Source organism: Klebsiella sp. A-Nf5 (assembly GCF_002810545.1).
GTDB lineage: Bacteria > Pseudomonadota > Gammaproteobacteria > Enterobacterales > Enterobacteriaceae > Klebsiella > Klebsiella variicola.
On record NZ_PIOG01000010.1, the window covers coordinates 1 to 12071 of the forward strand.

Sequence of the window (12071 nt, forward strand, 5' to 3'; positions counted from 1 at the left end):
TTTGCCAGCAGACCGGTGGCGATAAGCGGCGCGGTGCCTCCGGCCAGCGCGGCGCCCAGCTGGTAGCCGAGGGTGATCCCGGTATAGCGCACATTGGCGCTGAAAATCTCAGAGCACAAGGTGCCGAGCACCGCGGTTACCGGCGCCCACAGGATGCCGAAGGCAACGACCGTCGCCAGCATGATGCCCCAGCTGGTGCCGGTGTCGAGTAGCAGGAACCACGGGACGATAAACAGCCCCAGCAGCACCACGCTTAGGGTGTACATTTTTTGCCGCCCCACCTTGTCTGACAGTAGCCCCATCAGCGGGATCATCACGGTGGCGACCAGAGCGCCCAGGGTCACGGATTCCAGCGCCTGCGACTTTTGGTAACTCAGGGTGGTGGTGGCATAGCTGACCACAAAGGTGGAGAAAATATAGAAAGGGGCGGTCTCCACCACTTTCAGACCAGCGGCAATCAGCACTTCCCGCCAGTGGTGCTTGAGCGTTTCGCGCAGCGGAGCCTTTGCCACCTGGCCGGATTTTTTCACCTGCTTAAAGGCGGGCGTTTCGTCGATATCTTTGCGGATCCACAGGCCGAGAAAAACGAGGACGGAGCTGAGCAGGAACGGTATACGCCAGCCCCAGGCGAGAAACTGTGTCTCGTCAAACAGGGTCATCAGCGAGACGATAAACGTCGCCATCAGCATGCCGATGGTCACGCCGGCCTGGGGAATGCTGCCGAAAAAGCCTTTCCGCTTTTCCGGCGCGTATTCGTAGGCCAGCAGCAGCGCACCGCCCCATTCACCGCCGATACCCATGCCCTGAATAATGCGCAGGGTAATCAGCAGGGCGGGCGCCCAGAGGCCCACCATCTCATAGGTGGGAAGCAGGCCGATCGCCACCGTGGCGCTGCCCATCAGCGACAGGGTCAGCACCAGCGTCTTCTTGCGGCCGATGCGATCGCCGATATGAGCGAAAATGACGCCGCCGATGGGGCGGATAAAAAAGGTCAGCGAGAAGGAGAGCCAGGAGAGGATGAGGCCGATGACCGGGTCGACCATCGGAAAGAAGATTTTGTTGAACACCAGCGCGGCGGCGGTGCCATAGAGAAAATAATCGAACCATTCGATGGCGCTGCCTGTCAGGCTCGCGACCAGGACCTTCTTGTTTTTCTGCAGAATGGATGCAGTGTTGTCTTGTCGATTGCTCATTACGAAACGTTCTCCCGCCACGGTAAATAGGTCAGGTGTCACTCTGCTTAAGCAGGGTGCAACCTGGGTATAAAAAGGTTGTGTAATTGTTAAGCAACTTAGGGTTGAAGGTTACAATTGGCAAGTTCATCGCTGGCAAACTGGGTGTTATGACGCGGTTTGGACTGGTGTAACCGCGAGGCTATTTTTTATTTTCCACCTGATTTTGCTGTTTTTTGTTATTTTCATAGTGAGTTGTTCAGGTGCAACCCGCCTGTTTTTAGATGTTTCTTGTTATTTCAAAATGGTTACAAATCGACGACGCTTTGCCTCCCGCGAGGCGGCGTTTATGATGGCGAATGCATCCTCTCCGATCGGCTGAGAGGGGATTAAGGAGACAGAATGGCAGAACAATTTCCCCCGTTGTCGGCGGCGACGCTGGCGGCGGCTAACCAGGTCGGCGCCTGGCTGGCGCAGGACGATCTGGCGACGCTGCCCGCGCTGCCGCAGGTGGACGTGGTGGTGCTGGCCGGCAACGCCGTGATCCCGACCATCGACGCCGCCTGCCGGCTGGCGGCGGCGCAGGAAGTCCCGCTGCTGATCAGCGGCGGCGTGGGACATTCTACGGGCTTTCTCTACGAGGCGGTGCGTCAGGACAGCCGCTACCGCACGTTGCCGGTGGAGGGGCGTCCGGAAGCGCATATTCTGGCCGATATTGCTCATGACTACTGGCACATTCCGCGCTCGCGGCTGGTCGTGGAGGACCAGTCGACCAACTGCGGCGAGAACGCCCGTTTTACCCGCACAACGCTGGAGAGCCGGGGGATCCTGCATCGTCGCGGGATCGTCATTCAGGACCCCACCATGCAGCGGCGAACCATGGCTACCTTCGCCCGCGTCTGGCAGGGGGCGACGACGCCGCCACAGTGGCTGAGCTTTCCCGGCTGCTCGCCGGTGCTGGAGCAGACCGATGGCCAGCTGAGGTTCGCGGGCGGCGGGGCGGGGCTGTGGCCGGTCACTCGCTACCTGGCGCTGCTGCTGGGCGAGCTGCCGCGCCTGCAGGATACGCCTGAAGGATACGGTCCGCGCGGGAAAGACTTCATTAGCCACGTCACCTTCCCGCCTGAGGTCTTCGATGCCTGGCGACAGCTGCGGGAGGACGCCCAGCTTGCCGGGGCGCTGCAGGCCCGCACCCTCGGCTAAAAACTGCCCGTTTGCGGCAAATTTGTCGCAAACGGGCAGTTTGTGTTATTGAAATGTAACCTCAATCGGGCATTTTTGGCCCGGTTTTATGAATCAGCTCACAGAACTGCGCCAACGTGCTGCGAAGCCACGGCTTATCCGCCCGATATTTAACAAAAAAATTACTTGTTAAATACAAACGCACTACAGGAGCAGCCATGACAGCACCCGTTCAACACCAAATGTATATTGATGGCCAGTTCGTTTCCGGTCGCGGCGACGGCTGGATCGACGTGCTTAACCCGACGACCGAAGCGCTGCTGTCGCGGATCCCGGACGGGACTGCTGAAGAGGCGCGGCTGGCGATTGACGCGGCTGAGCGCGCCCAGCCCGCCTGGGAAGCACTGCCGGCCATTGAGCGCGCGGGCTGGCTGCGCAAGATTGCCGCGGGTATCCGCCAGCGTGCTGAAGAGATTGCCGGGCTGATCGTGGCTGAAGGCGGCAAGATCCAGCAGCTGGCGGCGGTGGAAGTCGCATTCACCGCGGACTATCTCGACTATATGGCGGAATGGGCGCGCCGTTACGAAGGCGAGATCGTGCAGAGCGATCACCCGGGAGAGAGTATCCTCGTCTTTAAACGCGCGCTGGGGGTGACCACCGGGATCCTGCCGTGGAACTTCCCGTTCTTTCTTATCGCCCGCAAGCTGGCGCCGGCGCTGATCACCGGGAATACCATCGTCATTAAGCCCAGCGAATTTACGCCCAATAATGCCATCGCCTTTGCCGAGATTGTCCATCAGGTAGGGTTGCCGAAAGGGGTCTTTAACCTGGTGCTCGGCCGCGGGGAAACCGTTGGTCAGGAGCTGGCCGGCAATCCGAAGGTGGCGATGGTCAGCATGACCGGTAGCGTGGCGGCAGGAGAGAAAATCATGGCCGCTGCGGCGAAAAATATCACCAAAGTGTGCCTCGAGCTCGGCGGCAAAGCGCCTGCCATTGTGATGGACGATGCGGATCTGGAGCTGGCGGTGAAAGCGGTAGTGGACTCACGGGTGATTAACACCGGACAGGTGTGTAACTGCGTCGAGCGGGTCTATGTTCAGCAGGGCATTTACGACCGCTTCGTCAACCGCCTCGGCGAGGCGATGAAGGCCGTGCAGTTTGGCGACCCGGCGGCGCGCGATGACATCGCGATGGGGCCGCTGATCAACGCCGCGGCGCGGGATCAGGTGGCGGGCAAAGTGGCGAAGGCGGTGGCGCAGGGGGCACGGGTGGCGCTGGGCGGCCAGCCGCTGGAGGGCAAAGGCTATTTTTATCCGCCGACCCTGCTGCTGGATGTGCGTCAGGAGATGGACATTATCCACGAGGAAACCTTCGGGCCGGTGCTGCCGGTGGTCGCGTTTTCGACCCTCGATGAGGCGCTGGCGATGGCCAATGACAGCGACTATGGCCTGACCTCCTCGATCTATACCCGCGATCTGAACGTGGCGATGAAGGCGATTAAGGGACTGAAGTTCGGCGAAACCTATATCAACCGGGAAAACTTTGAGGCGATGCAGGGTTTCCACGCCGGCTGGCGCAAATCGGGGATCGGCGGCGCTGATGGCCGCCACGGGTTGAATGAGTACCTGCAGACCCAGGTGGTCTATCTGCAGGCCTGAGGCACTCAACACAGAACGGCGGACAGCTCAGGCTGCCCGCCGTTCGCTTAGCGGGCAAATTTCTCCAGCACGCGGATCAGCTGGGTGACGAAGCCATATTCGTTATCGTACCAGGCGACGGTTTTCACCAGCTGTACGCCGCCGGCTTCCACAATCTCCAGCTGAGTGGCATCGTAGATCGAGCCGAAATGGCTGCCGATAATATCCGAAGAGACAATCTCTTCTTCGGTGTAGCCGAAGGATTCATTGCCCTCGGCCGCCTGCTTCATCGCCTGATTGATTTCCTCAACGCTGACCTTTTTCTCCAGCACCGACACCAGTTCCGTCACCGAGCCGGTTTTGGTCGGTACGCGCTGGGCATGGCCCTTCAGTTTACCGCTCAGGGCGGGGATCACCAGACCAATGGCTTTGGCTGCGCCAGTGGTGTGCGGGATGACGTTTTCTGCCGCCGCTCTGGAGGCGCGCAGATCTTTGCCGCGCGGCCCGTCCACCAGCGACTGGGTGCCGGTATAAGCATGGATGGTGGTCATGGTGCCCACGGTGATGCCGAAGGCATCCTGCAGCACTTTGGCCATCGGCGCCAGGCAGTTGGTGGTGCAGGAAGCCACGGAGATGATGGTATCTTCCGGGGTCAGGGTGTCATCATTGACGTTGTAGACGATGGTTTTCATCTCGCCAGCGGGGGCAGAAATCAGCACTTTGCGCGCGCCAGCCTGGAGATGGGCTTGCGATTTCTCTGCCGAGGTGTAGAACCCGGTACACTCCACAATCACCTCGGCGCCTGCCGCCTGCCACGGAATATGCTGCGCCTCTTTTTCGGCATACACCGTAATGGTTTTGCCGTTGACGATCAGCGCATCTTCCGTAAAGTCGACGCTCCACGGGAAGGGGCCGTAGTTTGAATCATGCTTTAACAGGTAGGCCAGCACCTTTGGCGAGGTGAGGTCGTTGATAGCCACCACTTCCAGGCTGCTGTCGACTTCTAATAAACGGCGTAACACCAAACGTCCGATACGACCAAATCCATTAATCCCAAGTTTACTCATGGACATTCTCCGGTTGGTAAAACGACTCGATGTGATAAAACTCCTCCAGGCTTAGTCCTGTCCCCCTGATTGGTCAACTGACAATCTGTGCGGTATGCCAGCGCTTCCGGCCCGGAGAGGGAAAAAGTGAATGTTTTCCCGGCCTTTTTTAGCGCTGACAGCAGGGAATAATTTTTGTTACCGGAGATGAGGTTGCCGCCTGCTGGCGAAGCGGTGAAAAGTGGCTATGCTTAACTATTGAATAGCTTAGTAAAATATTGACGTTAGACGAAGGGAGAGGTTATGGGATTCTGGAGAATCGTTTTCACTATCATTCTGCCGCCGCTGGGCGTATTGCTGGGTAAAGGCTTCGGCTGGGCGTTTATTCTCAACATTATTCTGACCCTGCTGGGCTATATTCCTGGCCTGATCCACGCCTTCTGGGTACAGACCCGCGACTGAGGGCCGAGCAGATAACCACGTCTCCCCCCTGTGACCCGCTCAGGGGGGCATCAGGTTCTCTTTATACAGCAGCGTATTATCCTTCGACCAGTAGTGCCGGGTCTCCTCTTCCAGATCAACGATCCACTTAAACACGCCGGCGCTGGCGAGATCCTTGCAGTACTGTTCAAAGTTGATGGCGCCGGCAAAATGGCGGATGACCGCGGCCGAGGTCAGCCGATGGCTGGGGGCGCTGCGCACGCGTAGCAGGCCGCGGGCGCTTTTTATCGAAATCACCTCGTCGTTTGCCATCACGAAATTCATATTGCCGGTGGAGACAAAATAGATGTAGTAGGAGACCTGATGCCGGCGGAGTTCACTGGCGAAGGTGGTAAAATCGGCATCCGCGCGAACCTGTTCGAAAAAGTGACCCAGCCTTGCCAGCAGTTCCATTTCAATCCTTGTTGTGTTGTTGCTGCGCATGGTTTCGGCGTCTGTCGGCATAAACCATTCACACGTTTACTTATTCGTATTTTAATAATATAGGCGCGTTATATTAATGGTTATTATGTAACTGGAACACCGTTTCAAGTGTTACAAGCTATTGCAAAGGTTCGCAGGGGATCCTCGAGGCAGGCAGAGGGTGTGATAAGACGGGAAGGGGCGAAATTATCGCCGGCGATGATCGTCGCCGGCGGGGCCATGAGCCGCGGCTATTTCTGGATCAGATAGCGAATGGTTGGGCCATCCTGCTGAATATCCAGCACCGTATAGCCATGGTTCCTGGCATCGAGTGGAATGTTATTGATCGACTGCGGACAGTCGCTGACCACTTCCAGGATCTCGCCTTTTTGCAGGGAGGGCATTGCCTCCAGCGTGGCCACGGCCGGATAGGGACAGGGTTCGCCGACCATATCCAGGCGATAATCAGGGATGATGTTTTTCATGCGCTCTCCTTCACGGTCCGGACCGCCGTCGACTGGCGGCGGAAAAAATGTCTTTCCCAGGCGATCACCAGCAGCAGGGCGATCAGCAGCAGCAGATAGGTCGCCAGCAGCCCGCCGAAGGGGCCGAAGGCGTTCAGCAGGTTGATTTTCTGCCAGTGGGTGGCGAGCGGAGCGGCGATATCGTCCCAGCACCAGGCGAGCAGCGTTGAGCCAATGACATTGCCCAGCCCAACCCACCAGTAGTGAACCTGGCCCTCCACCGCCCGGTACATCCAGCCGGTTTCACAGCCGCCGGCCAGCACGATGCCAAAGCCAAACAGCAGCCCGCCAATCGCCGCGTTGGGACCGGCCCACATAATTTTGGGCGCCATCCCCAATTGCACATAGCTGAAGATACCGATGGCGCTCGCCGCCATGCCGAAGATAATCGCCTTTGCCATCACCGTCCGGCCGGTGATCCACATATCGCGAAAGGCGGAGGTAAAGCAGATCTGCGCGCGCTCGATAAGCAGACCGAAGCCGATGCCGAACAGCATCGCCAGGCCGAGCGCCGGGTGGTCTGCGGCGGTGAGCAGGCCCCAGCCGATCATAGCGAAAAAGACCACCATGCCCAGCCGGAAACGGCGACGCGCCTGCTGCGGTTTTTGGGTTAACGGCGAGGCGGCGGACACCTTTTGCATTTTTACCGGGATGCGAAAAAGGGGCAGCAGCGTGAAGCGGGCGCCAAACCAGGAGCCGATGGCGGTGGCGATGGCAAACAGCCAGGCGTGCAGGGAGAACTGCGGAATGCCGGTGAAAAAGGCCGCCAGGTTGCAGCCCATCGCCAGCCGCGCGCCGAACCCGGCGATGATGCCGCCTGCCACGGCCTGCACAATGCGGATCCGGCTGCGTGGAAAGCGCAGTTTGACGTTATTGGCCCACAGCGCGGCGGCCAGGCAGCCGCCGAACATGCCGATGATCATCCTGCCATCGATGCGGGTCAGCGGCGTCCCTTCGAGATGAATCAGCTGGTAATAGCCCCACTGTTCGCTGTGGACGCCCAGCAGTTGCAGCAGCTGACCGCCCCAGCGGGTGAATTCGCCGGTCACCGCCCAGAAGGTGCCGGTGATGCCAAAATAGTAGGTGGAGAGGATGCCCGCGGCGATGACCGCCGGGACAGGGGACCAGAACCGGATAAGCCAGGCCTGTTTGAAGGATTGCCATGTCATAAAAATGCCTCTGAACTCAGAAGGTATTAAAGGTCGATGACCGACCGAAGGGGGCAAATAGTACCCGCCTCAGCGCCTGCTTTCTCTGTTTTGGATCAAGCCCCTACGCTTGCGCCAGCATGGCAAGCAGCGCCAGCAGTGCGGGCAGCGCCTGAATATAAAGAATTTTGCGGCTGGCGGTCAGCGCGCCGAAAATCCCGGCGGCCAGCACGCAGGCCAGGAAAAAGATAACCACCTGCACCCCCGACGCCCCCAGCCACAGCCCCCACGCCAGGCCGGCGGCCAGAAAACCGTTATACAATCCCTGGTTGGCCGCCAGCACCCGGGTCTCCCGGGCGAAATCGGCGCTGAGGTTAAAGGCCCGGCGCCCGGCGGGGGCCTCCCAGAAAAATATCTCCAGCACCAGGATGGCGAGATGAATAATAGCGACCAGCGCAACGAGGAAAGTGGTTAACACAGCGGTCCTTAATCAATAAGAGGAATGTGTCTGCAGTATAGCTGCAAGCGCTAACGAAGCGGGAGCGTCGCTGCTATAGTGCAGATAGGGTCATGTTTTCTGCCGCGACGAGCGTCGGTTTATCCGATTGCCCTTTGGTTTAGCTTAGCGGTGCTAGTATGCCGGGTTCTTTTTTTCGGGTGTGGTGTAGGTTACTGAATGTTAAATAAATTATGGATTTTGTTATCAGGGCTACTGATGGTTGCCATGCCGTCGGCGCAGGCCGGGGAATTAAACCTCTATTCGATGAATACCGGCTCCTATGTTTATCATATGACCGGTAACCACGGACAATATAACGAACATTTCAATAACAACTTTTTCTCGGTGGAGCGCAAGTTTTCTCAGGATTCAAAATACAGCGTGCTGGTCGGAACGATGAAAAACAGCTTTGACGATCGCTGCCTGACCCTCGGCGTGCGCCGCGACTGGCTGAAAAACGATACCGGCTGGGTGCTGAAAGGGGTGTATGCCTATACCGGGGAATTTTTCTTTGATGCCTTCAGCCACTGTGGGGATTCCGGCACCTACCGCACCGCCAAAAAAATGACCGGCGTCGGTTTTTCGCCCTACATCTATCATGGTCTGCAATATAACTTCACCGATTATTTCGGTGTGGAAGGCGGCATTATTGTGCCGGCGATCTTTGTGATGAGTATTCAGTGGAGCTTTCGCTAGACGCTTTATTAGTCGGGAAAAGAGCAGGCCACCTCAGGTGGCCTGATACTGATGACCTGGCGGCAGGAATTAATGGAAGCCGAGACGGATCAGATCTAACGGGCAAAAGCGGCCCTCGCAGCCGTCGATTTCAACGCAGTCCGCCCGGCGAAGCTGCTCGGCGGTTTTCCCTTCACCATGGATAGCTTTAATCACGCCTGTCGTGCCGTTACCGGCGATCATTACCCTGCTGCCGGTAGCAATAGCGTTACGATTACGGTCATAGGTTTTCATGGTCTCCTCCTCAATAAACCAGTGTAAGCAATGATTAAGCGGCTTAATTAATACGCTTTTTTGCCTAAAAAAGTTTTGAGGATAATCAAATTTATTTTAATAACCCTGGAGCGAAAAGGGCCAGAAGCCTCCTCCATTCGCACCGATCGCATCGCCTGCGTGGCGCGCGACACTGACGGCAATATGTCATTCAGGTTACTGTTTTATGACCAGATTATTAACCTTGCCAGCCCGCGGAAAATAGCGAAAGATGGCGCTATTCGGGCATCAACAGTGCCAGTGCGTGTCCTGAGGGAGCCATGAGTCAAGACGTCACCGCGAAGATGTTAAAGCCCGATTTTGATAGTGAAGTTTCCGGTCTGGTGCATGGTTATCTGTTTCATGAACAGCGCCCCCCGCAGCCCATTGCCTCTGGCGAGGTGTGCGCCCGCTATCAGGCGCTCGCCGATGACAAGGCGTTTATCTGGTTACACCTGAATCTCAATCATGCCACCGCCGAGAAATGGTTAACCAGCCACTTTCCGGTGGCGGACTTTTTCTTCGAGGAGATCCGCAGCGGTTCGCACACCACCCGCATTGAGCGACAGGGGGAGAATCTGTTCGCTGTGCTCAACGATGTGCTGTTTCGGCCGCAGGATACCAGCGCGGAAACCGCCACGCTGTGGCTCTACTGTAGCCCTAAGCTGGTGGTGACGGCGCGCTTCAAACCGTTGCGGTTTATCGAATGGATGCTGTCGCGTCTGCAGACGCTCAGGGTGAATACCTCTACCGAGCTGCTGGCTTTTCTGCTGGAGGAGCAGGAGGAGGTGCTGGAGCAGGTCGTCCGCCAGGCCAGCCGCCATGTCGACCTTATCGAAGAGCGTCTCCTGAGCAATCATGTGCAGCGCAACCGGGCCGATCTGGCGCGGCTGCGGCGGATGCTTTTACGCTTTCAGCGGCTGCTGGCGCCGGAGCCGGCAGCGATGTTCCGTCTGCTTAACCGGCCGCCGGCGTGGATGGATCGTGCAGTGGTGCAGGCGTTTCGTCAGTTCACCGAAGAGTTTAGCGTGGTGCTCAATGACCTGTCCGGCCTGATCGAGCGCATTAGTCTGCTGCAGGAGGAGATTGGCGCCCGCCAGCTGGAGCAGAGCAACCGCACCCTCTACACCCTGACGGTGATCACGGTCCTCGCGCTGCCGATTAACATCGTCGCCGGTTTCTTCGGCATGAACGTCGGTGGGATCCCGCTGGCGAGTAACCACCACGGGTTTATCCTGCTGGTGGTGATAGTCGCCATCTTTACCCTCGGCGCCGGCTACCTGGCATTCCGCCGGCGCGATGACCTGTAGATTGCGCGTCGAATCAGCTGAGGCTACGCAGGGCGGCAATCAGTCCTTCGACACCGCGTTCCAGCTTCTCGCGCGGGCAGCCGACGTTGAGGCGCAGAAAGCCGTTGCCCTCAGGACCATAGGTATAACCCGGCATAATCGCCACCTTCTGTTCGGCGATCAGCGCCTGCTGTAGCGCGTGGTCGTCGATGTTCAGGGGGCGCAGGTCGATCCACGCCAGGTAGGTGGCCTCCGGTGGCTGCCAGCAGAGTGCGGGGAAGGCATTGTTAAGCGTGTCGGCGACATAGCGCATATTCGCCTGCAGATAGTCACGCAAGGCGTCGAGCCAGGGAGCCCCGTCGCGATAGGCGGCGATATGGGCGACCAGCGCTGGCACTGAGGGAGAAGAGAGCCCGTCGCGGGCCTTCAGCGCCTGCAGGTAGCTGTCGCGCGCGTTCGCCTCGGGGATAAAGCCATAGGCCCCGGTAAAGGCCGGAATATTAAAGCTCTTTGAACCGGAGGTGAACAGCGCCCACGGTCCCTGAGCGACCTCGCTCCACGGGATATGGCAGTGTTCGCCCCAGGTCATGTCCATATGAATTTCGTCGCTAATCACCCTGACACCATGTTTTTGACACAAGGCCGCCATGGTCTCCAGCTCCTCGCGACGCCAGACTTTCCCCGTTGGGTTGTGCGGGCTGCACAGCAGCAGCAGGGTATTCTTCGGTTCCGCCAGTAACGCTTCCAGGCGGGCCATATCGCAGTGCCACTGGTTATCCGTCAGGGTCAATGGCACTGGGGCAATCTCCCGGCGGTTAGCGGTGATGGTCTTATAGAACGCATCGTAGGCGGGAGTATGGACGACGACGCCGTCGCCTTCGCTTGACCACTGGCGGATGGTTTCCGCCACCATGTAGATAACCGACGGCCCGTAGACCACCGTTTGCGGATCGATGACGCTGTTAAACCGGCTGGCGTACCAGTGGGCAATCGCCCCGAGAAACGCCTCGTTCTGCCAGCGGCTGTAGCCGAACACACCGTGGGCCAGCCGCTGGCTGACGGCGTCGAGAATGCAGGGCGCAGTGGCGAAATCCATATCGGAGATGGTGAACGGCAGCAGGTCGGCGGCGCCAAACCGGTCGGCGACATAGTCCCACTGTGTGCACCAGGTACCGTGGCGGTCGATGGGGGTGGCAAAATCAAACATCGGAACTTCCTTAGCGAATGTCCCCCTCCGCGCGGAAGGGGGACCAGTAGGGTCAGGCCTGAACAGTATTCATCAATACGGCCATTTCATCTTTTACTGACTGCACCTGCGGGCCAATAACCACCTGCAGGTTATGCTGATTGAGCTGAACCACCCCGATGGCGCGATGGGCTTTCAGCGCGGCGGCGTCCACTTTGCTCATATCGTGTACCGACAGACGCAGACGAGTAATGCAGTTATCCAGCGAAACAATGTTCTCGGCACCGCCGAGCGCCGCCAGAATCGCCGGCACGTTATAGCCGGATTTGCCGATGGTACCGGCGACGGCTTTCTCCACGCTGGCGGCGGTGTCGATATCGCGGCCCGGCGTTTTCAGATTGAAGCGGGTAATGGCGAAGCGGAAGATGGCATAGTAGACCGCGAACCAGATAGCCGCTACCACCGGCACCAGATACCACTTGGTCGCCAGGCCATGCA

At 58.4% G+C, this 12071-nt stretch carries 15 protein-coding genes; 5 read left to right on the forward strand and 10 right to left on the reverse strand.

What is annotated here, in order from left to right; translation table 11 throughout:
- Positions 1-1193: MFS transporter (locus CWM53_RS00370; protein WP_100750705.1), on the reverse strand; the 1193-nt coding region annotated here is incomplete at its 3' end.
- A gap of 381 nt (positions 1194-1574) precedes the next feature.
- Between CWM53_RS00370 and CWM53_RS00375 the strand changes: the two genes are divergently transcribed.
- Entirely contained in the window at positions 1575-2375 is an 801-nt protein-coding gene (locus CWM53_RS00375) for a YdcF family protein (protein WP_100729859.1), read from the forward strand.
- A gap of 61 nt (positions 2376-2436) precedes the next feature.
- Here CWM53_RS00375 and CWM53_RS30705 read toward each other — a convergent pair whose 3' ends face one another.
- Positions 2437-2574 (reverse strand): hypothetical protein, encoded by a 138-nt coding sequence (locus tag CWM53_RS30705; RefSeq protein ID WP_165784132.1) that lies wholly within the window; start codon positions 2572-2574, stop codon positions 2437-2439.
- On the opposite strand from CWM53_RS30705, the gene aldA reads away from it, so the two are divergent.
- Entirely contained in the window at positions 2573-4012 is a 1440-nt protein-coding gene (gene aldA, locus CWM53_RS00380) for an aldehyde dehydrogenase (protein WP_100630840.1), read from the forward strand. The two genes, CWM53_RS30705 and aldA, sit on opposite strands and share 2 nt — an antisense overlap.
- Positions 4013-4059: 47 nt before the next feature.
- On the opposite strand, the gene gap is transcribed toward aldA, so the two are convergent.
- A complete protein-coding gene (gene gap, locus CWM53_RS00385; RefSeq protein ID WP_061154755.1) occupies positions 4060-5058 on the reverse strand; it encodes a type I glyceraldehyde-3-phosphate dehydrogenase in 999 nt (332 codons plus the stop codon).
- Between the two features lie 282 nt (positions 5059-5340).
- Here gap and CWM53_RS00390 point away from each other — a divergent pair, with 282 nt between their 5' ends.
- The gene (locus CWM53_RS00390; protein ID WP_002903230.1) at positions 5341-5499 is read left to right on the forward strand and encodes a YqaE/Pmp3 family membrane protein; all 159 of its coding nucleotides are present in this window, start codon (positions 5341-5343) and stop codon (positions 5497-5499) included.
- A 39-nt stretch (positions 5500-5538) separates the two neighbouring features.
- Here the strand turns inward: CWM53_RS00390 and CWM53_RS00395 are convergent, their stop codons facing one another.
- The 4 genes from CWM53_RS00395 to CWM53_RS00410 all read right to left on the reverse strand — a co-directional run bounded on the left by CWM53_RS00395 (position 5539) and on the right by CWM53_RS00410 (position 8090).
- Positions 5539-5931, reverse strand: coding sequence for a DUF1398 domain-containing protein (locus CWM53_RS00395; protein ID WP_016160930.1), 393 nt, complete (start codon positions 5929-5931; stop codon positions 5539-5541).
- A 260-nt stretch (positions 5932-6191) separates the two neighbouring features.
- Positions 6192-6425: a sulfurtransferase-like selenium metabolism protein YedF gene (yedF, locus tag CWM53_RS00400; RefSeq protein ID WP_002903233.1), complete on the reverse strand. Its 234-nt coding sequence runs from the start codon at positions 6423-6425 to the stop codon at positions 6192-6194.
- Positions 6422-7633 (reverse strand): selenium metabolism membrane protein YedE/FdhT, encoded by a 1212-nt coding sequence (gene yedE, locus CWM53_RS00405; RefSeq protein WP_100630839.1) that lies wholly within the window; start codon positions 7631-7633, stop codon positions 6422-6424. Before yedE ends, yedF begins: the two co-directional genes overlap by 4 nt.
- A gap of 103 nt (positions 7634-7736) precedes the next feature.
- Positions 7737-8090 carry a DUF1304 domain-containing protein gene (locus tag CWM53_RS00410; protein ID WP_100675655.1) on the reverse strand — a complete coding sequence of 118 codons (354 nt, stop codon included), beginning with the start codon at positions 8088-8090 and terminating at the stop codon, positions 7737-7739.
- A gap of 237 nt (positions 8091-8327) precedes the next feature.
- Between CWM53_RS00410 and CWM53_RS00415 the strand changes: the two genes are divergently transcribed.
- Positions 8328-8807, forward strand: coding sequence for a hypothetical protein (locus CWM53_RS00415; protein WP_165784151.1), 480 nt, complete (start codon positions 8328-8330; stop codon positions 8805-8807).
- 69 nt (positions 8808-8876) lie between these two features.
- Here CWM53_RS00415 and ydfZ read toward each other — a convergent pair whose 3' ends face one another.
- Positions 8877-9080, reverse strand: coding sequence for a putative selenium delivery protein YdfZ (ydfZ, locus tag CWM53_RS00420; RefSeq protein ID WP_061154751.1), 204 nt, complete (start codon positions 9078-9080; stop codon positions 8877-8879).
- 299 nt (positions 9081-9379) lie between these two features.
- Between ydfZ and CWM53_RS00430 the strand changes: the two genes are divergently transcribed.
- Positions 9380-10408, forward strand: coding sequence for a CorA family divalent cation transporter (locus CWM53_RS00430; protein WP_100729860.1), 1029 nt, complete (start codon positions 9380-9382; stop codon positions 10406-10408).
- A 13-nt stretch (positions 10409-10421) separates the two neighbouring features.
- Here CWM53_RS00430 and CWM53_RS00435 read toward each other — a convergent pair whose 3' ends face one another.
- Both CWM53_RS00435 and CWM53_RS00440 read right to left on the reverse strand, forming a co-directional pair.
- Positions 10422-11594 (reverse strand): MalY/PatB family protein, encoded by a 1173-nt coding sequence (locus tag CWM53_RS00435; RefSeq protein ID WP_074385983.1) that lies wholly within the window; start codon positions 11592-11594, stop codon positions 10422-10424.
- Between the two features lie 52 nt (positions 11595-11646).
- A partial coding sequence (locus tag CWM53_RS00440) for a glucose PTS transporter subunit EIIB (protein WP_165784992.1) occupies positions 11647-12071 on the reverse strand: 425 nt, incomplete at its 5' end.

Bases quoted from the DNA above. Each gene is read 5' to 3' on its own strand.
- CWM53_RS00375 (WP_100729859.1), top strand. From the start codon at position 1,575: ATGGCAGAACAATTTCCCCCGTTGTCGGCGGCGACGCTGGCGGCGGCT.
- aldA (WP_100630840.1), top strand. From the start codon at position 2,573: ATGACAGCACCCGTTCAACACCAAATGTATATTGATGGCCAGTTCGTT.
- CWM53_RS30705 (WP_165784132.1), bottom strand. From the start codon at position 2,574: ATGGCTGCTCCTGTAGTGCGTTTGTATTTAACAAGTAATTTTTTTGTT.
- gap (WP_061154755.1), bottom strand. From the start codon at position 5,058: ATGAGTAAACTTGGGATTAATGGATTTGGTCGTATCGGACGTTTGGTG.
- CWM53_RS00390 (WP_002903230.1), top strand. From the start codon at position 5,341: ATGGGATTCTGGAGAATCGTTTTCACTATCATTCTGCCGCCGCTGGGC.
- CWM53_RS00395 (WP_016160930.1), bottom strand. From the start codon at position 5,931: ATGGAACTGCTGGCAAGGCTGGGTCACTTTTTCGAACAGGTTCGCGCG.
- yedF (WP_002903233.1), bottom strand. From the start codon at position 6,425: ATGAAAAACATCATCCCTGATTATCGCCTGGATATGGTCGGCGAACCC.
- yedE (WP_100630839.1), bottom strand. From the start codon at position 7,633: ATGACATGGCAATCCTTCAAACAGGCCTGGCTTATCCGGTTCTGGTCC.
- CWM53_RS00415 (WP_165784151.1), top strand. From the start codon at position 8,328: ATGGTTGCCATGCCGTCGGCGCAGGCCGGGGAATTAAACCTCTATTCG.
- ydfZ (WP_061154751.1), bottom strand. From the start codon at position 9,080: ATGAAAACCTATGACCGTAATCGTAACGCTATTGCTACCGGCAGCAGG.
- CWM53_RS00430 (WP_100729860.1), top strand. From the start codon at position 9,380: ATGAGTCAAGACGTCACCGCGAAGATGTTAAAGCCCGATTTTGATAGT.
- CWM53_RS00435 (WP_074385983.1), bottom strand. From the start codon at position 11,594: ATGTTTGATTTTGCCACCCCCATCGACCGCCACGGTACCTGGTGCACA.